Origin of the sequence: Brevundimonas naejangsanensis (genome assembly GCF_003627995.1) — a bacterium.
GTDB classification, from domain to species: domain Bacteria; phylum Pseudomonadota; class Alphaproteobacteria; order Caulobacterales; family Caulobacteraceae; genus Brevundimonas; species Brevundimonas naejangsanensis_B.
Map to the genome: position 1 here is coordinate 899,985 of NZ_CP032707.1, position 20,995 is coordinate 920,979.

Below are 20,995 nucleotides of genomic sequence, written 5' to 3' on the forward strand. Positions count from 1 at the left end.
GTGGGGGCGGCGCCGCTGACGGGGCGCCGCCTTTTCCATGCCCGCTCTCCCAAAGCCCTCCCCCTCGATGGGGGAGGGTTGGGCGGGGTGGAGGCAGATCGTTGCAGGTGAAGGCGCGGGAGACGCAGCGTCTCGTGCGCCCGCCTCCCCGCGTCGCGAATACACCCCCATCCCCAGCCCTTCCCCCATCGAGGGGGAAGGGAGCAATTATTGCGGCCAGGTCTCCCGGCTGGCGCCCAGCACCTCGCCCGCCAGATACAGCGAGCCGCAGATAACCACCCGGCCGGCGCCCAGGGCCAGGGCGCGGTCGAGCGCGGCGTCCACCGATCCCGCCGCCAGGGCGCCGAAGCCGCGCCCTTGCGCCACGGCCGCCAAGGCCTCCGGTTCGGCGGCGGCGCCGTCGAAGCCGACGGTGAAGACCTGGGCATCGATCCCTTTCAGCGCCTCGAAGAAGCCGCCCGCGTCCTTGTTGGCCAGCATGCCGACGATCAGGGCGACGGGGCGCGGCGCGCGCGTCTGGCGGTCGGCCAGGGCGCGGGCCAGGGCGCGCGCGGCGTGCGGGTTGTGCCCGCCGTCCAGCCACAGTTCGGCGTCCGCCTTCTGGGCCTTGTCGGCGTAGGGACCGTTGGTGAGCCGCTGCATCCGCGCGGGCCAGCGGACGGCCTTCAGCCCCTCGGCGATGGCGCTCGCGGGCAGGTCCAGCTCCAGCGCCGCGGCGACGGCCACGCCTGCGTTGTCGAATTGGTGCGCGCCGGACAGGGCGGGCGCGGGCAGGTCGAGGAAGCGCTCCTGATCCTGATAGGCCAGGCCGTCGCGCTCGGCCCAGGCGTCGAAGTCGACGCCCATGACGGTCAGGGGCGAGCCGACCTCGGCGGCGCGGCGCGCGATCACCGCCATGGCCGCCTCGGACTGACGCGCCACGACGCCGCGCGCCCCGGCCTTAAGGATGCCCGCCTTCTCGGCGGCGACCGCTTCGATCTTGGTCCCGAGGAATTCGGCGTGGTCCAGGTCGACCGGGGTGATGACGCTGAGCAGGGGCCGGGCGATGACGTTGGTGGCGTCCAGCGATCCGCCGAGGCCGACCTCGACGACAGCCAGGTCGGCGGGCGTCTCGCTCATGGCCAGGAAACCCGCCGCCGTGGTGCTCTCGAACACCGTGGCCTGGCCGCCCGTCTCGGCCATGGCCGCCTCGACCCGGTCGAGGATGGCGTTCAGCGCCTCGTCCTCGATCAGCTTGCCGGCCAGGCGGATACGCTCGTTGAACCGCACCAGATGCGGCGAGGTGTAGGCGTGGACGCGCAGGCCCGCCGCTTCCGCGATGGCCCGGATCAGGGCGACGGTCGAGCCCTTGCCGTTGGTGCCCGCGACATGGACCACCGGCGGCAGCCTGTCCTGCGGATTGCCGAGCGCGGCGCACAGCGCCCGCATCCGGTCCAGCGACAGGTCGATGCGCTGGGGATGCCGGGCGCGCAGGCGTTCCGAGATCGGGTCCATCAGGGCCGGCTTACGCCGCCTTCTGCTTCTGGGCCGCGCCGCTCATCAGCATGGACAGGATCAGGCCCAGCGTCCTCGGCAGGTCGCCGCGCGACACCACCTTGTCGACCATGCCCTTGTCCTTGAGGTATTCGGCGCGCTGGAAGCCCGGCGGCAGTTTCTCGCGGATGGTGGTCTCGATCACGCGCGGACCGGCGAAGCCGATCAGGGCGCCCGGCTCGGCCAGGTGGACATCGCCCAGCATGGCGTAGGAGGCCGTGACCCCGCCCGTGGTCGGGTCGGTCAGCACCACGACGTAGGGCAGCTTGGCCGCCTTCACTTCCTGGACGGCCAGGGTGGTGCGCGCCATCTGCATCAGGCTGAGGGCGCCTTCCTGCATCCGCGCCCCGCCGGCGGCGGTGTAGCAGACGAAGGGCACGTTGCGCTTCACCGCCTCGCGCGCGGCGGCGATGAAGGCCTCGCCCGCCGCCATGCCCAGCGACCCGCCCATGAAGGTGAAGTCCTGGACGATGACCACGGCGGGCGCGCCGCCGATGCGGCCATAGCCGATGGCCATGGTGTCCTTGCGGCCGGCCGCCTTGCGCGCCGCCGACAGACGGTCGCGATAGGGCTTGCCGTCCGAGAATTTCAGCGGATCTTCCGGCACGTCCGGCGTGTCGATGGCTTCATACAGGCCGTCGTCGAAGGTGGCCTTCAGACGCGTCGGGGCGTTGATCCGCATGTGACGACCCGACGGCGTGACCCACAGGGCCGCCTCCAGGTCCGAGCGGAACAGCATCTCGCCCGTGTCGGGATCCTTGACCCACAGATTGTCCGGGGTGTCGCGCGGGCTGACGATCTTGCGCACGCCGGGCGCGAAACGCGACAGCCAGCCGCCGCGAGCCTTGTTCTCGGGATTCTTATCGACCATGGGCGGGCCTTTAAACGGTTTCCGTCACGGAAGCACTAGTGCGGGCGCCATGAACCGCATCGGCCAGGGCCTTGACCTTGGCCAGAACGCGGGGCGCGGCCGGTTCGTTCGCCTCGAGCGCCGCCGCCACCTCGTCGACGAAAACCGAGCCGGCCACCACGGCGTCGGCGACGCGGGCGATCTCGGCGGCGCGCTCGGGCGTCCGGACGCCGAAGCCGACGGCGACGGGCAGGTTCGCGGCGCGGCGCACGCGTTCGACGGCGGGCGCCACCTCGGCGGCGACCGCCTCCTTCACCCCGGTCACCCCGGCGACCGAGACGTAATAGACGAAGCCCGAGGTGCCCTCGGCGATGACCTTCAGCCGGTCGTCGTCCGAGGTCGGCGTGGCCAGGCGGATCAGGGAGACCTCGGCCGCGTCCAGGGCGGCGGCCAGCGGCGCCGCCTCTTCCGGCGGGCAGTCGACGACGATGATGCCGTCCACCCCGGCCTCGGCCGCATCGCGGGCGAAGACCTCATAGCCGTAGGATTCCACCGGGTTCAGATAGCCCATCAGGATCAGCGGCGTGTCCTGATCGCCCTTGCGGAAGTCAGCCACCAGATCGAGCGTGCCGCGCAGGGTCATCCCCGCCTTCAGTCCGCGCAGGGCGGCGCGCTGGATCGGCGGCCCCTCGGCCATCGGGTCCGAGAAGGCCAGGCCCAGTTCGATCAGGTCGGCGCCGGCGGCAGGCAGACCCTTGAGGATCTCCAGCGCCTCAGCGCGGCTGGGATCGCCGGTCATGACATAGGGCACGAAGCCCGCCCGACCCTCGGCCTTCAGCTTGGCGAAGCGGGCGTCGATACGCGCGGTCGTCATTGCGGCTGGGTTCCCGCGGCAGGGGCCGCCGTGCAGACGTCGCCCGGAATGGCGGCGAAACCCAGATAGCCCGGGGCCGTCGCCTCGGCGGGCTTGGTCTCGTCGTAGAAGGCGACCATCTGCAGGCCGTCGCAGCCGCCGCCCTCGCGGCGGCGCACGAAGATGACGCGGTTGTCGTCGCCGTCCGCCGCCAGCCAGTTCAGCGAGGCCAGGTGTTCGCTATAGGCGTCGGCCAGGGCGCCGATCTGGTCCAGTTGCGCCGTCACGCAGAAGGCGGGGCTGCGCAGCAGGCCGCCGCAGTCGGCCGCCTCGGTCGCCGGAGGCAGGACCGGCATTCCTGTCGCCGCCGGGCCGGGCGGGACGGTCGGCGCCGTCTGCACTGGCGCCTGCTGGGCGGGCGCAGCGGTGTTCTGGGCCAGGGTCAGGGTCGGCGAGACGGCCGCCGCGATGGCGGCGATCAACAGGGTCTTCATCATCACAACTCCACGCCCAGGTGTTGAGCCACGGTGTTTATATCCTTGTCGCCGCGCCCCGACAGGACCACCACCAGATCGCCGTCCTTGCCGATCTGCCTGGCGACCTCGCCCGCGCGCGCCAGGGCGTGCGAGGACTCCAGCGCCGGGATGATGCCTTCCAGCTTGCACAGCGCCTGGAAGGCCTCCAGCGCTTCGTCGTCGGTCGCCGACAGATATTCGGCCCGGCCCAGGTCGTGCAGCCAGGCGTGCTCCGGCCCGATGCCCGGATAGTCGAGGCCCGCCGAGATGGAGTGCCCCTCCAGGATCTGACCGTCGGCGTCCTGCAGCAGATAGGTGCGGTTGCCGTGCAGCACGCCCGAGCGCCCGCCCTTCAGGCTGGCGGCGTGGTCGGGGGTGTCCAGGCCGTGGCCCGCCGCCTCGACCCCGATCAGGCGCACGCCCTCGTCGGCGACGAAGGGGTGCATGGCGCCGATGGCGTTCGATCCGCCGCCGATGCAGGCCATGACGGCGTCGGGCAGGCGGCCGATCCGCGCCTGGCTCTGGGCCTTAATCTCCCTGCCGATCACCGACTGGAAGTCGCGCACCATGGCCGGATAGGGGGCCGGGCCCGCCGCCGTGCCGATGATGTAATAGGTGTCGGCGACATTGGTGACCCAGTCGCGCATCGCCTCGTTCATGGCGTCCTTCAGCGTCGCCGCCCCCGCCGTCACCGCCGAGACCTCGGCGCCCAGCAGCTTCATGCGGAAGACGTTCGGCTGCTGCCGGGCCACGTCGACGGCGCCCATGTAGACGGTGCAGGGCAGGCCGAAGCGGGCGCACACCGTGGCCGAGGCGACCCCGTGCTGACCGGCGCCGGTCTCGGCGATGATGCGCGTCTTGCCCATGCGGCGGGCCAGCAGGATCTGGCCCATGCAGTTGTTGATCTTGTGCGCGCCGGTGTGGTTCAGATCCTCGCGCTTCAGCCAGATCTTGGCGCCGCCGAAATGCTCGGTCAGCCGCTCGGCGAAATAGAGCGGGCTGGCGCGGCCGACGTAATGCTCCAGATAGCCGTCCAGTTCGGCCTGGAAGCTCGGGTCCGCCTTCGCCGCCTTATAGGCCGCCTCCAGTTCGTGGATCAGCGGCATCAGGGTCTCGGGCACGAAGCGGCCGCCGTAGGGGCCGAAGCGCCCCTCGGCGTCGGGCCAGGCATAGGAGTTCGACAGGGAAGCGTTCACGTTATCGGGCACAACGACAGTCTTCAGGGAGGAAGGCGACGAAATCAGGACCGGGATACGGCCTCGAGGAAGGCGTGGATCAGGTCAGGGTCCTTAACACCCGGCGCGCTTTCGACGCCAGAGGAGACATCGACCATCGGTGCCCCTGAAATCCGCACCGCTTCGGTGAGATTTTCCGGCGACAGCCCGCCCGCGAGGAACCAGTTTGCCGGAAGCGCCCGGTTCTGCATCAGCCGCCAGTCGAACGAGGCCCCCACTCCGCCGGGCAGATCGGAGCCTTTCGGCGGCTTGGCGTCGAACAGCAGATGATCGGCGACGCCGGTCCAATCGGCGACGCTGGCGAAGTCCGCTTCGTCCCGGATCGGCAGGGCCTTGATGATCCCCGCTCCTGTCAGCCGCCGCGCCTGCGCCGCGCGCTGCGGCGTCTCATGACCGTGCAGTTGGATCAAGTCGGGCCGCAGGATCAGGGCGACCTCGGTCAACAGGACGTCGTCAGGATCGACCAGGACGGCGACGATCTTGGCGCGCCCTCGCGCCCGGTCGAACAGGGTGGCGGCGTGCAGCGGCGGGATGTGACGCGGGCTCTTCGGAAACACCACCGCTCCGACGAAGGCCGCCCCACCGTCGAGCGCCGCATCCAGCGTATCCGGCGTCGTCAGGCCGCAGATCTTGGTCAGGGTCATGAAAGGCAGGTGCGCGACTGCTGGCGGTAGGTCAAGCGCCGCCCTTCCCTCCTTTTCTTTCGTCATCCTCCGGCAAGCCGCGCAGCGGCGCAGACCGGGGGACCCAGCGGCGCGCGTGCGCGCGAAAGACGCGGGCGTGGCGCTTGCCGCAAAGATCGCCTTCGGCGCCGCTGGGTCCCCCGGTCGTCGCTACGCTCCGCCGGAGGATGACGAAATGAAGGTTCAGGCGAAGATCGACGCGATCTCGTCCTCGCTCAGCAGCCGCCACGCGCCCGGCGCCAGGTCGTCCGGCAACGCCAGCCCGCCCAACCGCTCGCGGTGCAGGGCCTCGACGTGGTTGCCGACCGCCGCGAACATGCGGCGCACCTGATGATAGCGCCCTTCGGTCACCGTCAGCAGGGCCTCGGTCGGCGACACCACCTCCAGCACGGCGGGCGCCAGGGGCTTGTCCTCGCCCTCCAGCACCAGTTCGCCCGAGGCGAACAGCGCCCCCTCCGTCCCGTTCAGCGGCCGCGCCAGCGTCGCGCGATAGACCTTGGCCACCTGACGCTTGGGGCTGATCACCCGGTGAAGCAGGTCGCCATCGTCGGTCAGCAGCAGCAGGCCGCTGGTCTGCTTGTCCAGCCGCCCGATGGTCGAGATCGCCGGGTCGCGCCGCCGCCAGCGGTCGGGCAGGACGTCATAGACCAGCGCCCCGTCCTCCTTGTGCGAGCAGGTCATGCCCAGCGGTTTGTTCAACAGGATGACGAGGCCAGGCACGGGATCCAGCGGCTCGCCGTCGATCTCCATGCGGCTCGGCAGGTCGGGCGTCACGGGGATGCGCTTCGACACGTCGGTCAGGTCGGCGCCGTCCAGCACGATCCCGCCCGCCTTGCCCAGGCGCGCCATCTCGGCCCGCGAGCCGTAGCCCATGGAGCCCAGCAGCTTGTCCACGCGGGACGTCGGAATCTTGCCCGCCACTATTTCACCGCCTCGAAAATCTTGTAGCCGCCCTGGTCGACGACCATCCGCACCCGCTTGAAGGCGGCGTCCAGTTCGGCCTCATAGGGCAGGTGGCGGTTGGCGACGATCCAGGCGGTCCCGCCCTTCCTCAGCATCTCGGCCGCCTTGCGGATGAAGTTCTGGCCCAGGCGCCGGTCCTCGGCGCCGCCGTCGTGGAAGGGCGGGTTGGAGACGATGAAATCCAGATCGCCCGCCCCGTCCAGCGTCCGCACGTCGGCCCAGTCGAAGCTCGCGCGCGCATCCTCGACGTTGCGCTTCGCCGCCTCCACCGCCCGCCGGTCGATGTCGATCAGCCGCAGAGCCGTCACGGCGGGCGACCGCAGCACCACCGTCGACAGCGCCCCGAAGCCGCAGCCCAGATCGGCGCCCGCCCCCTTCAGCGGCGGCAGCACCTGAGCCAGCAGCGCCGTGCCCGGATCGATCCGGTCCCAGGCGAAGACGCCCGGCTGCGACCAGGCCTCCAGCCCCGGAACCACGCGCGGCGCGCCCGCCTCGACAGCGGCGTCCAGCCCCTCGACCGCCTCGGGGCGGATGACGATGCAGCGGCGATGATGGGCCTTGGCCGTCTCGATGACCTCAAGGCCAAAGGCCTTCAGCTCCTTGCCCAGCCGCGAGCCGCCCTTGTCCTTGGGCGCCATGACGTCCAGCCGCCCGCCGGGCTTCAGCGCCTGGAGCGCCAGGGCCAATGTATAGCGCCGCTCCACCGCGCCCGGCGGGGCGTAGAGCATGACGCCGTCGACCGAACCGGGCGCGACCGTCTCCAGCGCCGTCGAGCCGGGGATCAGGGGCGAGGTCTGGGTCGCCGTCGCAGGCGGATCGAACACCGCGGGCGGGCGGCCGTAGAGAAGCGTGGTCATGAGCTGCCCATTATCCCTTCTCCCCTTGCGGGAGAAGGCGCTCAAGCAGCCGAAGGCGTTAGCGCGCCCAAACCCTTCTCCCCTTGTGGGAGAAGGTGGCTGGCGCAGCCAGACGGATGAGTGGTCTCTCGCCCCTTAAAGACAGCCGCTGCATCCTGCGTCCTGAAACCCCTCATCCGAGCGCCTTCGGCGCCCACCTTCTCCCACAAGGGCAGAAGGACGCGGTTGGAGAAGGGATCACATCGTGACACCCCCGGCCGAATGCGGCACAACGGCCGCCATGTTCGACGTCCCTCCGCCCGCAGACTTCTCGCCCACCCTGGACGAGGCGCGGACCCTGCTGGAGCGGGTGTGGGGCCATGCCGATTTTCGCGGGCTGCAGGCCTCGGTGATCCAGGAAGTCCTGGCCGGCCGCGACGTCCTGGCCGTGCTGCCGACCGGCGGCGGTAAGAGCGTCTGCTATCAGGTGCCGGCCATATTGCGCCCCGGCGTGGGCCTGGTCGTCTCGCCGCTGATCGCCCTGATGACGGACCAGGTCGAGGCGCTGAAGCAGCAGGGCGTGGCCGCCGCCCGGCTGGATTCCGGCCTGACCATGGACGAGCGTTCGGCCGTCTGGCGCGCGGCGCGCTCGGGCGAGCTGGACCTGCTCTACGTCTCGCCCGAAGGCCTGGCCTCGGGCGCCATGCTGGAGCGTCTGGCCGAACTGCCGATCAGCCTGATCGCCATCGACGAGGCGCACTGCGTCAGCCAGTGGGGCCACGACTTCCGCCCCGACTACCGCACCCTGGGCCGCCTGGCCGAGATCTTCCCCCGCGTGCCGCGCATCGCCGTCACCGCCACCGCCGACGCCCGCACGCGCGACGACATCCTCGCCTCGCTGAAGCTGGGCGAGGCCCGCGTCTTCGTCGACAGCTTCGCCCGCCCGAACCTGCAGCTGACCGCAGAGCGCAAGGTCAACGGCTCGCGCGCCCGCACCGACGCGCGCGTGGTCGAACTGGTGCGCGAGCGGCGCGGCCGGTCGGGCGTGGTCTATTGCGGCAGCCGCGACGGCTGCGAGCGGGTGGCCGACGCGCTGCGCGACGCCGGGACCAACGCCATCGCCTATCACGCCGGCTTCGACGCCCGCGAGCGCGACCGGCGGCTGGAGCGCTTTCTGGCCGAGGACGGCGCCGTCATGGTCGCCACCATCGCCTTCGGCATGGGGGTGGACAAGCCGGACGTGCGCTTCGTCATCCACGCCGACCCGCCCGGTTCGCTGGAAGCCTATTGGCAGGAAATCGGCCGCGCCGGGCGCGACGGCGAACCGGCCGAGGGCGTCACCCTGTACGGCCCCTCGGACATCGCCTGGTCCCTGCGCCGGCTCGACGGCCGGCCGATGGCCGAGGAGGTCAAGCAGGTCCAGACCCGCAAGGTGCGTCAGCTGTTCGCCATGCTGGACGGCGCGACCTGCCGGCCTCAGGCCGTGCGCCGCTATTTCGGCGAACAGGACGCACAGCCCTGCGGCGTCTGCGACGTCTGCGGCGACCCGCCCGCCACCTTCGACGCCCTGGTCCCGGCGCAGAAGGCCCTGGCGGCGGTGCAGCGCCTGGGCGAGCGCTTCGGCCGGACCCGCGTGATCGACCACCTCATGGGCCGGACCAAGGACGTCCAGCCGTGGGAGGCGGGCCTGTCCACCTGGGGCGTCGGCGCCGACCTGTCTTTGATCGGCTGGCGCGACGTGATCGACCACCTGATGTTCGAGGGCCTGCTGGTCGAGGATCCCAACGAGGGCAAGCCCCTGATCCGCCTGGGCGACCCCCAGGCCGTGCGCGCCGTCTATCGCGGCGAGCGCGAGGTGCGGGTCAAGGAGCCGCCGACGCGCGCCGTCGCCCTGGACAAGCCGCGCCGCAACGCCGGGCGCAACCTGGCGGTCGAGGGTCTGGACGCCGACGTGCGCGCCCGTTTCGAGGCCCTGCGCGCCTGGCGCCGCGACCGCGCGGTCGAGCAGCGCGTGCCGCCCTACGTCATCTTCCAGGACAAGACCCTGGTCGAGATCGCCCTGCAGGAGCCGCGCGGCCTGGACCAGCTGGCGGTCATCCCCGGTGTCGGCGCGGGCAAGCTGGAGCGCTACGGCGCGGGCGTGCTGGCGGCGCTGGAAGCGGCGTCGGGCTGAGCCGTCTGGCGCGCCAGGACGGCCGGGTCGTCGCCCAGCCCCGGCGCGACCTGCACCGGCCAGCGGCACGCCGTCGCCGGGCCCGGCCCTTGAACCACGGTGGACAGCGCCTCCAGCGCGCCGCTCAGGCGGCGCGCGACGTGATCGCGCACCATGGCCTCGGACGGCCGGTCCGTGAAATAGGTCAGGGTCGAGCGGCCGTCGCAGCGGTATTCATCGAGGAACCACGCCGTCTTCCCGTTCACGAAGCCGTCGCGCCGCGTCAGCCAGATTCCGCGCAACGCCGCCCGGTCGTCATCCGGCGCCACAAGCGCGACCATCTCGGCCTCCAGCCCCGGAAGCAGCTGGCCCTGGCGCTCAAACAGGGTCGCCGTTCCGCCCTGGACGGGGAAGGTCTCGATCAATCGGGTCTCCGGTTCGGCCCGCAGCGCGTCCAGCGAGGCGCCCACCAGCAGATCCCGTTCCCGGCGATAGGCGTACCAGTCCTCGCGCATCGCGTGGGCGGCGATGACGACCTCGCTGGCGAAGGCGCCGATCGGGGCGGGGGCCGGGCGCTCGACCGGAGCCATCACCGCCAGGGCCTGGTCAGGTTCGGCCGCGTCGAGATGCAGCTGCGCCCGCATGACGCGCGCATGCCAGGAGCGTTGTCCGTCGCCGCACAGGGCGATGACCCGTTCGCTGGCCGCCGCCGCCCCGTCGCGGTCGCCGGCCCCCATGCGGAAGGCGGCGTCGGCCCAGAGGGCTTCGGTGGCGCCGCAGTCGCTCACCGTGGCTGGATCGACGCGGACGCCGGCCGCGAGAAATCCGCGCATCATCTCTTCGCGAACGGCGGCCCCGGCGGGCAGCAGATCGATATAGGCCGCGGGCGAGCCGCAGACGGCGCCCCCCAGCGCCGGCTCGCCGAGCAGGAGCATGGCGCCGCACGCGTCCATGCGACGGGCCTCCGCGTCGCTGACGCCATAGGAACTGATCGGAACCATGGTGGTCGTGCCGGGGCTGCCCTTCGCGCCCGGCACATAGATCGGCGTCATCTGCGTGCGGGTTTCGCCGGCGCGCGCCCGCAAGGCCTCAGCGCCCAGGGCGTCGCGTTCGACCCCGCGCAACCCGCCCTGCATGAGGAAGGACAGGGCGTACTGAGCCTCCCGGTCGCCGCTGTCGCTGCGCTGGCGCAGACTCTCCACCGGCTCGGCGAAGGCCAGCTTCAGCGGCGCGTTCCGGGCGATGGGATCGACCGCCGTCGTGCAGGCGGCCAAACTCGCCCCCGCCAAGAGAACCGCCGCCAGGGCTCCCGCCGTCTTTCCGAAACCAAGCATCGTCGCCCCCACAAGATGGGAAGGCAGATGGCAAATTCAGATACCGACGTCCAGCCAGGGAAGGCCCCTCACCGCAGAAAACGCTCGACCGCCTGCTGGAACGAACGCGGCTGGTCGATCATGACCATGTGCTCGGCCCCCTCGATCCGCTCGAAGGTCGCGGGACGGGGCAGGGAGCGGTAGCCGGCGCGGAACAGCTCGTCGACCTGGCTGCGCGGGTTGCGGTCGTCGGGGCTCCAGCCATAGACGACGGTGACGGGCGCCGCGATCAGCGGCAGGCGCGCCCGCAGGTCGGTGGTCATGACCTCATACAGCCCCTGGGCCAGGACGCGTCGGTCGCCGCCCTGCCAACCCAGGCCGTCGAACAGGCTGTCGGCGGCGCCGCCCAGCTCCAGCCCCATGGACGTGGCCTGGGTCCTGAGCGCCTGGTCGCCCAGCAGCATCAAGGCCTGATAGGCGAGGCGCGCCAGGGGCTCGACGTCGGCGGCGGTCGAGCCGGGGCTGATCAGGGAGGGGAAGAAGGGCGAGGCGTCCACCACCATGACCCGCCCGACCCGGTCGCCCGCGTCGGCGGCGACCCGCAGGGCCACCTGCCCGCCCATGGAGTGGCCGATCAGCGCGGGCCGCTGCAGACCCTGCTCCTCGATGTAGCGGCGGATCTCGGCGGCGGTCGGCGCCCCGACCAGGCCTTCGGCGTTGGCCCCCGCCGCCGTGTCGCCGAAACCGCGCACCGTCACCAGATGCACCCGATAGCGGTCCTCCAGCCCCGCCGCCGCGCGCGCCCAGACCGCCGAGGTCGACGCCAGGCCGGGGATCAGCACCACGTCGGGACCCTCGCCGCGCGCCCGGCCCCGGGCCTCGACTAGGATGCGCGACGACTGGAACGGCGCAGGGGCGTAGGCCGCGGCGGCGGGGGCCTGGCCCGCGGCCAGGGCTTCGGTCCCGCCGGCCAGAACCCCGACCAGGACCCCGGCCAGGACCCCGGCCGCGACGACGGCGAAGACAACGGGCAGCGCAGCGAGGCGAGACGAAGAAGGCATGGCGCCAGCCTGCCCGCTGATCGCGGCGAAACCTCGTCCGCGCCCCCTTATGGTTCAGTCATTGAATTTTTGCCGCAAAAGGAGTGAAATCCGGCCACTCTGGGGAGGATGCGATGAAGCAAACCGTCATCACCATTGCCGCCGTTCTGAGCCTGGCCGCATCGCCGGTCCTGGCCGAGAATTGGCACGTCGTCTCGCGTAGTTCGGCCACCGTCTTCATGCTGGACGTGGATTCCATCACCGAGGCGGGCGACGCCAGGACCGCCGTCCTGGCCCGCGTTCCGTCGGCAGGCCCGTCCGCCGACCTGTCCTACTCGGCGGGCGAGATCACCATTCGCTGCGCCGCCAACCAGTCCAAGCCGGGGGTGGAGATCCTCTATGGGCCGGACGGCGCCGAACAGGAGCGCATCGACGACGGCTACGATTTCGACGCGATCGCCAAGAACTCGCTGGATGCCTATGTGAAGTCCATGCTCTGCGACGGCGACCGCGGCACGACGACCCATCCGTCCATCCGCGCCTTCATTGAGGCCGGACGACCGCAGCCGCGCTGATTTCCGCGCCGCTGTGAGCGGCGACGACGGGCTCCCCCTTGCCCGCAAAGGTCGGGCCGTCTATCGGCCGGGATCCGAGGCGCGCGCCTCGGACCCCGGCGGCCCTCGCCCCTGCCCCCGCCCAGGCGGGGCGGCGGCGCGCGAGCGGCCGGGCGAGTCTTGTGAACAGTCCAGAGTCCCCGCCTTGCCCCACCTGACCTCGGCCGTCGCCACGCCGTCCCGCGCTCCCGAGATCCAGCTCGACCCACAAGGCATGGAGCGCCTGCGCGGCCTGGTCCGTGATCACGCCGACGCCCTGGTGAAGGCCTTCTACGACGTCCTGCTCGAGGACCGCGAGGCCCAGGGCTTTCTGCATCATTCGATCGTGCAGGAGCGTCTCAGCCCGTCGCTTCGGACCTGGCTGATCGACCTGTTCGCGCCCGGCCTGGACGTCGAGGGCAAGAGCTTCATCGCCCGCCAGACCAAGATCGGCGAGGTCCACGCCCGCATCAAGATTCCCATGCACCTGGTCATGGCCGGCGCCGCCGTGCTGAAGGGGCGGATCGCCGACCTTCTGGCCGACGACGAGGCCCGCTTCGACCAGCTGCGCCTGGTCGGCGAACGCATCGACGCGGCCCTCCTGCTGATGAGCCAGTCCTATGTGAAGGGCACGATGAACCGGGCGCGGATGGACGAGGCCTACCGCCTCTTCTCCCTGGACCAGGACATCCATTTCGAGCGCGAGAGCCAGCGCGCCAGCCTGATGGAATGGAGCCAGAAGACCCTGTTCCGCATCCTGGGCGCCGGTCCGAACGAGGCGACCTCCGCCCTGGGCCGCTCGCCCTTCGGCCTGTGGATCCGCCACCGCGCCGACTTCCTGTTCGAGGCCTCGCCCCATCTGGAGCGGCTGAATCAGGCGATCGACCGCATCGACGAGGACCTTCTTCCGCGCATCGACGCAGGCGACCGCGCCGAGTCCCTCACGGCCCTGCAGGCCGGGGTCGAGGAGATCGCCTTCCTGCTCAATGAGATGTTCCAGGGCCTGGCGGGTCTGGAGGGCGGCCGCGATCCGCTGACGCGCACGCTGAACCGACGCTTCCTCTCCTCCATCCTCAGCCGCGAGATCGGCTTCGCCAACGCCAATCAGACGCCCCTGTCGGTGCTGCTGCTGGACGTCGACCACTTCAAGCGCATCAATGACGAGCACGGCCATCCGGCCGGGGACGAGGTGCTGCGCCAGGTGGCCGAAGCCGTCACCGAGAACGTGCGCCCCAGCGACTTCGTCTTCCGCTACGGCGGCGAGGAGTTCCTGATCGTCCTGGTCGAGACCACCCTGCAGCAGGCGGTGGCCGTGGCCGAGCGCACGCGCCAGGCGCTGGAAGCGCGCGACATCAAGATCGGCGGGGCCGAACGCCTGCGCGTCACCGCCTCCATCGGCGCGGCCGAGCACGGCGGACACCCCGACGAGAACTATCTGATCAAGACCGCCGACGAGGCCCTGTATCGGGCCAAGCAGGCGGGCCGCAACCGCGTCGAACAGAACGGCTGAGGCGCCCGCCCCGGGACCTGACCGGGCGAAGGCCTTTCGCGCCTTCGAAAAACAGGGTTGGAAATGCCGCCCTCGGGGGACGGCATGGCGGAATTCGACGCGCTCTTCGCATTCTACGCGCTGCTGCTGAGGCTGGCGGTGGCCAACGTCACGACGGCCTTCGCCGAGATGTATCGCGCGCGGCCGCATCACCATCGGATGGACCACGCCGATGCTCGGCGTCGTGGTCCTCTTGTCGGCCTGCCAGCAGTGGCTGTCCCTCTTCAACGCCCAGGCCGACATGAAGCTGGGGCCGAGTGAAATTCTCGCCTGTCTGGCGACGGCCCTGCCCTATATCTTCATCAGTCAGGTGCTCCGCGCCTGCCACGAAGAAGGCGTTTCGCTCGAAGCCTATTACCCCCGGCACAGGCCCGCGCTGGCCGGCGCCCTGCTGATCCCGGTGATCACCAGTTTCGGGGTCAACATCTTCTATGCGGTGACGCTGCACGAAGCGGTCGTGCCGACGGTGGTCGGCCTTCTGGCCTACCACGGCGTGCGCTTCAGCTGCATCCTGCCCATGCTGATCTGGCCGGCGGTCGCCGTTCAGCGCACCGCCCTGGCCGTTCTGATCGCGCACACAGTGCTGTTGATGTGGTCCGAGTCAGCAGACCTGAGACTGCGGACGTTGTTCCGACTCAGTTTTTCATGGCCAGGAGTCACGCAGCTTAGACTTCGGCGCCACCTAGGATGCGACTGGTTACATCTGACGTCACATCTGATGAGACTCGGCTCAGCTGTCGGGCCATGTTCAGAATGGCAAGCTGGCAGATTTAGGCTCGGGCTCCTGCTGATCCCCGCCAAAGCCCAGGATGTCGGTTAAATCCAACTCGGCTCGCCGCCACAATGCCTGGCTCGGCGCTTTGCCGGGGATAATCGGGATCGCGCCCCTTAGCTTCAGCGTCTTGAGCAGAGCATTCTCAGAGATTCCCAACTCCGAACTGAGTTTTGGAGTGTAGCCGTATTCGTCTGCAAATCGTCGGACCTCGCCAGCGTACACTGCGATGATGCTGCCCTTCGCACTCACCTGGGCCGCTGACAGCAATCCTCTTTCGATAGCAGCCCGTAGGCTGGCTGCGTTCGTGCCGAGGAAGTTGAGCGCGACACGAGTCACCACAGCCGAGCCTTCAGGTTCATTCTCGGACAGGGTCAGGTCCATGTAATCCGGCTTTGGAGCGTTGTGACGGCGGCCGTGTCGATTTCTCAAGCTGCATTCGAAATCGATCTTCTCAATGTCGATTCTTCGCCAGCAGAACTGATATCGCGCTGAGCTGTGACCTTCCAGAATGGGCGTGGCGCCGGTTGCGAGAATACGCCGGGTTATGGAAATCGCGCTGAGGCCGTAACGCCGCGAGATAGCCGTGCTGGATATATATTGTTTGTCGAAAAGTTCGGCAGACGCCCGCGATACTCCTCGCAAATGACCTGCGCCCGTCAATCCACCAGGCACCAAAAACCCCGCTCTCGCCAGCAGGCTTAGAGTGGTGCGATTGATGTGCATCGATCGCTGAAGTTGTACCAGGGAGACGTCATCGGGACCGATTGTGGGGCCGGTTCTCGTATTGATTAAACGCATCCGCCCCCCTTTCGCCGGCTGACAGAGCCGCCCGCTGGCGGAGAGCCACTGCGATGAAAAGTCCACCTCCTCGACTTCTGCTTTCAGCCAAACGGCTGAAACCTTGTCTTTGGAGCTCGAAGGTGAGAGGGGCGAAAATCCTAGCTGCTTGAGCCGGCGGCTAACTGCAGCCCCACTAAGACCCAGCGGAGCCCCGATGCGACCGGATGTCGTCAATCCTCCTTCCCACTTCTCAACATCCTCCTCTCCGACCGCTATGAGGTTTCCCCTCCGCCATTTCGCGCGAAGGCCCACTTCTCTGACGAATGTCACGAGGGTTGGGCTCGCCTCAGCAGCCGCGCACTCTTCAGAAGCAGCTTCTTCAGGTTTCCTATCAGTCCCTGAGAGAGGTAGAAAAAGCGGAACGCGATATCGTCATCTTCAATATCGAAATCGAACGGGACGGGCGAAAGGTCACGGAACTTGGCAAGCAAGCCAATGAAATTGGCTTGCCCTTCCAAGTCGTCTTGTCCGTCTTTGTCGATCCAGCGGTAACCGGACAAGCGAACGTGGCGATATTGGCTGCGAGAGGTCGGTGCAAAGCCAGCCATCCGCCAACGCCCGAAGAACGGAAGGCTCCGACGGATCTGCCTGGCTTGCGAGGATGTTTGCCAACGTCTGTGGCTCGGCGGCCAAGGCGTCCCAAAGCATCGCGGACGCTGCTCGTGAAAGCTGCGGAGAATGCTGATGCCGAAGCAGCCGATCGACGTTAGCTTTCAGCGGCTGATGCATGAGGTGCCGCTCTGTCACGACAGCGTATGTATAGCCCAGACCGGATATGGCAGACGCAATGAACGGCCATCGTGCTTCATTCTTTGGAGCACGGGCGTCTCGCTCCCATTTCACCTCAATGAATTCGGCGTGCGTTTCCCTCTCCACGAAGAGATCGGGGGTGTGGCTGCGAAGTTTCCCGTCACCGTCCGTGTAGACGATGCGAATCGGCTGCTCGCCGAGTTCCACTCCCGGCGTAATCACGCGCAACAGTCTCTTCAGCCTCGGCACCCCCAACGACCTGTTCGCGTCGATGGGATCCTTGTCCGTAAGCACCACGAACGGAATCTGGAGACCGTTCGCACCGAGCAATTTGACGTAAGGCGCGAAGTTCACACCCCCGACAGAGCAGACCGTCACGCCGAGTTCATCAAGCGACATGCCTAGGACGTCCGCGAAGGCCGGGACGAGAAAACGTTCCGCATCGCCCTCGACTAGGATAACGCCCCGAGAGAAGAAGATCTCGCCGCGGGTGACATCGATGTAGCGCTGGAGGTCAGCCACATCCTCGATGGTGAGCGGCGTCGTAGCAGCGGCGACACCGGTCGTCGCGCCAACTTCCTCATCATGTCGCAGCAACACGATCGAGCGGAGCGGCGCTACGCTCGCGATATGCGGCGAGTGGGTGGTGAGAACGGTCGATTGCGCCCTCGGTCCGTCCGCGCCACGCGGCTGGGTCCCAAGGAAATGGCGATAGATCAGGCGCTGCAGATGAGGATGGAGGTGCGCTTCGGGCTCCTCGACCGCGAAGAAGGTGTGGTCGCGTTCTCCATCGGCAACGAGACGATCGAGCTCCAAGCTCTTCAGCGCTAGGAAGATCAGATTAGCGCTGCCGACGCTGGCGTCGCTGATCCCGCGTGTCCCTCCGTCGATAAGAAGGCGGAGCCCGCGCAGAAGAGCGTCAAGCCGAGTCGGCGTGAGGCCGAGCGAAAGCGGCACCGTATGCTGGGTGCCCACCATCGCCTCCAAACGCGTGGCGATCCGGTTCGCGACCGCCTGTATTTCCGGACGGCTCGTGAGCTCCGACTGGGCGTCGTCAATCTCCGTCTGAATTTCGTCCCGATCGTCATCGCTGAGCGTCTCGGCGAGTTCCTCGATCAAGGGGCGTAGCGGAGAATGTCTCCAGGAGGCGAGTTCTTTCTCCGCATCACGGAGGGCACCCTGGACATCCAGCGGCGTCATCCGGCGCATATCTGAACCGATGTCATTTTCCGGATCGACACCCCCGAAGATCACATATTCGTAGTCGGCCATCGAGGTCGGCGGGCCTCCGAGATCGGGCTTCGGCCGGTATCGGTAGGTGACGCGCCCTACGAACGGAGGTCCAACATCGACGACGCAGTCCGCGAGGTGTCGCAACAGGCGCGCATTCTCCGCTCGCTCGGTGAACTCGAGGCTGACCTCGACGACGCTGCCGAGCTTATCGTCCCCCAGGCCGTCCCAGAAATGTTCCAGCCCCAGCCTGCGGTCACGCTCGGACAGGCTCGGATCCAGCACCAGTTGGATCGCGCGGAGGAAGTTGCTCTTGCCGACCTTGTTTTCCCCGACGATCACCATGTCTTCGCCGGTCCGGATATCGAGCGTTTGAAAGTTCGCGAAATTCCGGATCACCACTCGTGAAATGTGCATGCGCCCCGCCCGGGGCTTGAGCCGCCCCACCATTATGGCTTGGCACCCATCTCTGATCTGCGACTGCCAAGAAGAAAAAATGTTCTCTTAGAGGTAGCACGCCAAATTGCTGGCGCCGACCATGAAGACTTTTAGCAAAACCCCTTTCGCCAATGACGACGTTGGTCAGAGCCACCATTCACAGGCGCGAGCCACGTTTAACGCCCGGGCCTTGAAGGCCTGCACTTCGGCATGAAGCAAAGCATGGTCTGTTGACCGCATCTGGCTCTTCCGCGAGGCTACAAAACGCTGCGCGTTCAGCCTGCCGGAGGGCTTGCGGCAATGCGGCTGAGTTCGTCGCGCGGTGATGCGGATATCTACTCGATGTTAGAAACGCCGATCATGGGCATCCAATCAGGCGATCCTGGTGCGGGGTCGAAGATGACGAGGTCGCAGTCCTCAGCTGCGGGGCGGTCCCACCATTTCCCGCGTGGCTGCCGCCAAGCAGCTAGCGTCCAGCTCTGCTCCCCCGTCGGCGCGGCGATCGCCATGACGGCGTCCATTATCCGTCGGCCAAGCTTCTGCAGGGTCGTACGGTCCAAGGCGCTGAGCTCGGCGGCACCGTCCGGATGGGTGTGCCAATCCCCAAGATAGTCCAAGCCTCCCCCCGTACTGGCGAAGGCTTGGTCGATCTGAGTCAGTTGCCAGGCGTGGTCGGGCAGGAACATATGGCGGCCATGCAGCGCGAGGGGCCCGGGGCCGACGACGGCCGCAACGACGCGATCCGGACCTTTGCGCCAGCCGAGCAGCACGCCTCCTGTCTCCAGGGGGGCATACTGTTCCGCCAGCCTAATGATCTCCTCGAGCGCCGGGCGAGAAATCCAGAGCTTCATTGCCTATTGCACCAGCAGCGCGGATGCGGCGTCAGGTCATGAGTCGTCCAGCAAGGCGTGACGCGGCCCCCGCCCGCTTCCACTAGGTTCACGACCGCGAGCCCTAGCCGGCTCCTCGGGTAAAGACTCGGGACCAAGACGCCGAGCGCCGTCCGGACCATTTCCATCGAAACTTCCTGCAGGTCGAAGGCGCCGCCCGTGAAGGTCGGCTGATTGCAGCCGACCGGCACCAAAACTCCGGAGGGATCGACGAAAGGCTCGGGCAAGGTCTTGTCCCACCAGTGCTCGGCAAGGCAAACGCGGCAGCCGGGCCTATCGGGCGTGAATTGGGCCACCGCGCCGCCCGCAGCTCCTTCAGTAGCGTGGCCAAGGATGTAGGGCTTGCCTTGTTTGCGGCAGAAGTCTTCCAGGAACAGCTGGCATTCGTCGGAGGCCGTGGCGTCGACGACGAGATCTGCCTCACGCACTCTCTCCCGCAACCATTCGAGCGGATGGATGCCCAGCCCAATGGCATGTTCAACCGTGTTTACGGCCACGCCCACCTTGGCGAAATGGGCCACGACGTGGCTGAGGGGATAGTGACGCGCCGCAAAGTCAGCCAGGGCGTGCGCTTTGGGGCGGCCCCAGTATTCCCGCCCGAGAGCCCAGCGGACGCTGTTGCCAGGCTCGACGGTATCGCCATCGACGACGTCGAGTCGCCCAAGCCCCGCACGCACCAGTTCCAGACCGACGAAGCTGCCGACGGCGCCTGCCCCCACGAGCAGGACGCGCTTGTCTTGCAGGCCCGCAGACACCGGCGCGCGGGCCAGAAGATCGGGCGCGATGCGGCGCCCGCTCACAAGGGCGAGCTGGTTTTGAGGCGAGCGGTAGAGAAACAGGCATCCCAGCCCTTCGCGGCCGTATTCAACCTCGTCGTCGAAAAGGATGACCGTCAGCTCGGGACCCGTCTGCGCGCTCCGGGAGTCCCGTGAAGCGGATTTTCGCCCAACTCCATCCTGCGCGATGATCGCCTCGGCCTGCGCCGCCAGACGAGCGAGGTCCGAAGTCGCTTCGGGCTTCATCCGCACCCAGCGGCCCGCGACGGTTTGGATAGGCGTCCGCTCCTCCCAGGGCTTGAACGGAGCAGCCAGCCAGAGGCCCTGGGTCGGCTTCAGCGTCCGGAGGACAATTTCAACTCCGCCGGCCAGCCGGTTGCGGACGGTGAAGGTGGCGGGCCCCCAGCGCCCTGATGGCGCGCGCAGATTGGCGTCATACAGGGCGATGGAATTCGCGTCGCACAGGTGATCGAAATAGCTCGTCAGCGGATCGGCAGCGTGTTCTTCGAGGTCCGCCGCCTCATTCAACCGGCCCTCGTCGTGCGCGCGGGCAGCCTCGATGGCCTTGGGAAGCTGAGCCGCGATAAGGTCGGCGGCTTTCTCTCCGGGGCGCCATTGGCCAGCCTCCTGTGTCAGCAAACAAAGCGTGCCACTGAATGGATCCTGGTGCCTAGACAGCGTCAGATCGGACGTCCCCACGGACGGGCGTCCGTAAGGATGAGTAGGACAGTAGCCGACTCTCAAACCGAGAGGCCCGGCCTGGGTCGGCCATTGCACCTCGACAATCAGGGAGCCGTTCGTCGAAGAAACGACGACAGCCTCCGCGCCGTAAATCTTGAAGGCGTCGAGCTCGGCCTGGAGCAGGGCAGGAAAGCGATGCCACCAGTCGAGTTCGCTCCCACGCTGCGCCGAGCCGTCCATCTCAGCCCACCGGCCGATGCGAGGGCGGATGACTGGGAACCGGCGGACCGTCGGGACGCCCGGGGGTGTGGCTGGGCGGACCGGGCGGAACATCCGGATGCTGCGGGTGGTCGGGGCGACCCGGAGCGCCCGGGTTGTCGGGACGCCCAGGGTTGTCAGGACGCCCAGGATTGTCGGGGCGATCAGGCTTGTTGTTCGGCATGGCTTCCTCGTTCGGCCGATGGTGGGATCGGACTTCGCCAGAGGCTCGCATCCGAGCT

General features: G+C 68.3%; 18 protein-coding genes. 4 read left to right on the forward strand and 14 right to left on the reverse strand.

Annotated features, from left to right (window positions below):
• Nucleotides 1-207: 207 nt before the first annotated feature.
• The 8 genes from D8I30_RS04270 to D8I30_RS04305 form a co-directional block, all read right to left on the reverse strand.
• Nucleotides 208-1,494, reverse strand: coding sequence for a bifunctional folylpolyglutamate synthase/dihydrofolate synthase (locus D8I30_RS04270; RefSeq protein ID WP_121481638.1), 1,287 nt, complete (start codon nucleotides 1,492-1,494; stop codon nucleotides 208-210).
• A 10-nt stretch (nucleotides 1,495-1,504) separates the two neighbouring features.
• On the reverse strand, nucleotides 1,505-2,404 hold the full coding sequence (locus D8I30_RS04275; protein WP_121481639.1) for an acetyl-CoA carboxylase carboxyltransferase subunit beta: 900 nt from the start codon (nucleotides 2,402-2,404) through the stop codon (nucleotides 1,505-1,507).
• Nucleotides 2,405-2,414: 10 nt separating this feature from the next.
• Nucleotides 2,415-3,257 (reverse strand): tryptophan synthase subunit alpha, encoded by an 843-nt coding sequence (trpA, locus tag D8I30_RS04280; protein WP_121481640.1) that lies wholly within the window; start codon nucleotides 3,255-3,257, stop codon nucleotides 2,415-2,417.
• Nucleotides 3,254-3,733, reverse strand: a complete 480-nt coding sequence (locus D8I30_RS04285) for a hypothetical protein (RefSeq protein ID WP_121481641.1) — start codon at nucleotides 3,731-3,733, stop codon at nucleotides 3,254-3,256. Before D8I30_RS04285 ends, trpA begins: the two co-directional genes overlap by 4 nt.
• Nucleotides 3,733-4,947: a tryptophan synthase subunit beta gene (trpB, locus tag D8I30_RS04290; protein ID WP_162938915.1), complete on the reverse strand. Its 1,215-nt coding sequence runs from the start codon at nucleotides 4,945-4,947 to the stop codon at nucleotides 3,733-3,735. The genes D8I30_RS04285 and trpB overlap by 1 nt, the downstream gene beginning before the upstream one ends.
• A 44-nt stretch (nucleotides 4,948-4,991) precedes the next feature.
• Nucleotides 4,992-5,630 (reverse strand): phosphoribosylanthranilate isomerase, encoded by a 639-nt coding sequence (locus D8I30_RS04295; RefSeq protein WP_121481643.1) that lies wholly within the window; start codon nucleotides 5,628-5,630, stop codon nucleotides 4,992-4,994.
• Between the two features lie 222 nt (nucleotides 5,631-5,852).
• Nucleotides 5,853-6,590, reverse strand: a complete 738-nt coding sequence (locus tag D8I30_RS04300; RefSeq protein ID WP_240387322.1) for a pseudouridine synthase — start codon at nucleotides 6,588-6,590, stop codon at nucleotides 5,853-5,855.
• Entirely contained in the window at nucleotides 6,590-7,489 is a 900-nt protein-coding gene (locus D8I30_RS04305; protein WP_121481644.1) for a class I SAM-dependent methyltransferase, read from the reverse strand. The genes D8I30_RS04300 and D8I30_RS04305 overlap by 1 nt, the downstream gene beginning before the upstream one ends.
• 280 nt (nucleotides 7,490-7,769) lie before the next feature.
• Here D8I30_RS04305 and recQ point away from each other — a divergent pair, with 280 nt between their 5' ends.
• The gene (gene recQ, locus D8I30_RS04310) at nucleotides 7,770-9,641 is read left to right on the forward strand and encodes a DNA helicase RecQ (protein ID WP_121481645.1); all 1,872 of its coding nucleotides are present in this window, start codon (nucleotides 7,770-7,772) and stop codon (nucleotides 9,639-9,641) included.
• Here the strand turns inward: recQ and D8I30_RS04315 are convergent.
• Both D8I30_RS04315 and D8I30_RS04320 read right to left on the reverse strand, forming a co-directional pair.
• A complete protein-coding gene (locus D8I30_RS04315) occupies nucleotides 9,596-10,954 on the reverse strand; it encodes a hypothetical protein (RefSeq protein WP_162938803.1) in 1,359 nt (452 codons plus the stop codon). The genes recQ and D8I30_RS04315 overlap by 46 nt on opposite strands.
• A gap of 68 nt (nucleotides 10,955-11,022) precedes the next feature.
• Nucleotides 11,023-11,994 carry an alpha/beta fold hydrolase gene (locus D8I30_RS04320; RefSeq protein ID WP_121481647.1) on the reverse strand — a complete coding sequence of 324 codons (972 nt, stop codon included), beginning with the start codon at nucleotides 11,992-11,994 and terminating at the stop codon, nucleotides 11,023-11,025.
• A gap of 113 nt (nucleotides 11,995-12,107) precedes the next feature.
• Between D8I30_RS04320 and D8I30_RS04325 the strand changes: the two genes are divergently transcribed.
• From D8I30_RS04325 to D8I30_RS04335, 3 genes are all read left to right on the forward strand, one after another.
• Nucleotides 12,108-12,548 carry a hypothetical protein gene (locus tag D8I30_RS04325; protein WP_121481648.1) on the forward strand — a complete coding sequence of 147 codons (441 nt, stop codon included), beginning with the start codon at nucleotides 12,108-12,110 and terminating at the stop codon, nucleotides 12,546-12,548.
• A 184-nt stretch (nucleotides 12,549-12,732) separates the two neighbouring features.
• Entirely contained in the window at nucleotides 12,733-14,076 is a 1,344-nt protein-coding gene (locus D8I30_RS04330; RefSeq protein WP_121481649.1) for a diguanylate cyclase, read from the forward strand.
• A gap of 211 nt (nucleotides 14,077-14,287) precedes the next feature.
• On the forward strand, nucleotides 14,288-14,935 hold the full coding sequence (locus D8I30_RS04335; RefSeq protein ID WP_121481650.1) for a hypothetical protein: 648 nt from the start codon (nucleotides 14,288-14,290) through the stop codon (nucleotides 14,933-14,935).
• On the opposite strand, the gene D8I30_RS14345 is transcribed toward D8I30_RS04335, so the two are convergent.
• The 4 genes from D8I30_RS14345 to D8I30_RS04350 all read right to left on the reverse strand — a co-directional run bounded on the left by D8I30_RS14345 (nucleotide 14,864) and on the right by D8I30_RS04350 (nucleotide 20,735).
• On the reverse strand, nucleotides 14,864-15,688 hold the full coding sequence (locus D8I30_RS14345; RefSeq protein WP_162938804.1) for a hypothetical protein: 825 nt from the start codon (nucleotides 15,686-15,688) through the stop codon (nucleotides 14,864-14,866). The two genes, D8I30_RS04335 and D8I30_RS14345, sit on opposite strands and share 72 nt — an antisense overlap.
• 453 nt (nucleotides 15,689-16,141) lie before the next feature.
• Complete coding sequence (locus D8I30_RS04340) at nucleotides 16,142-18,127, reverse strand: AAA family ATPase (protein ID WP_121483386.1); 1,986 nt, start codon at nucleotides 18,125-18,127, stop codon at nucleotides 16,142-16,144.
• Nucleotides 18,128-18,483: 356 nt separating this feature from the next.
• Entirely contained in the window at nucleotides 18,484-18,999 is a 516-nt protein-coding gene (locus D8I30_RS04345) for a Mov34/MPN/PAD-1 family protein (RefSeq protein ID WP_121481651.1), read from the reverse strand.
• Nucleotides 18,996-20,735, reverse strand: a complete 1,740-nt coding sequence (locus tag D8I30_RS04350; RefSeq protein WP_162938805.1) for a HesA/MoeB/ThiF family protein — start codon at nucleotides 20,733-20,735, stop codon at nucleotides 18,996-18,998. Before D8I30_RS04350 ends, D8I30_RS04345 begins: the two co-directional genes overlap by 4 nt.
• Between the last annotated feature and the right edge of the window lie 260 nt (nucleotides 20,736-20,995).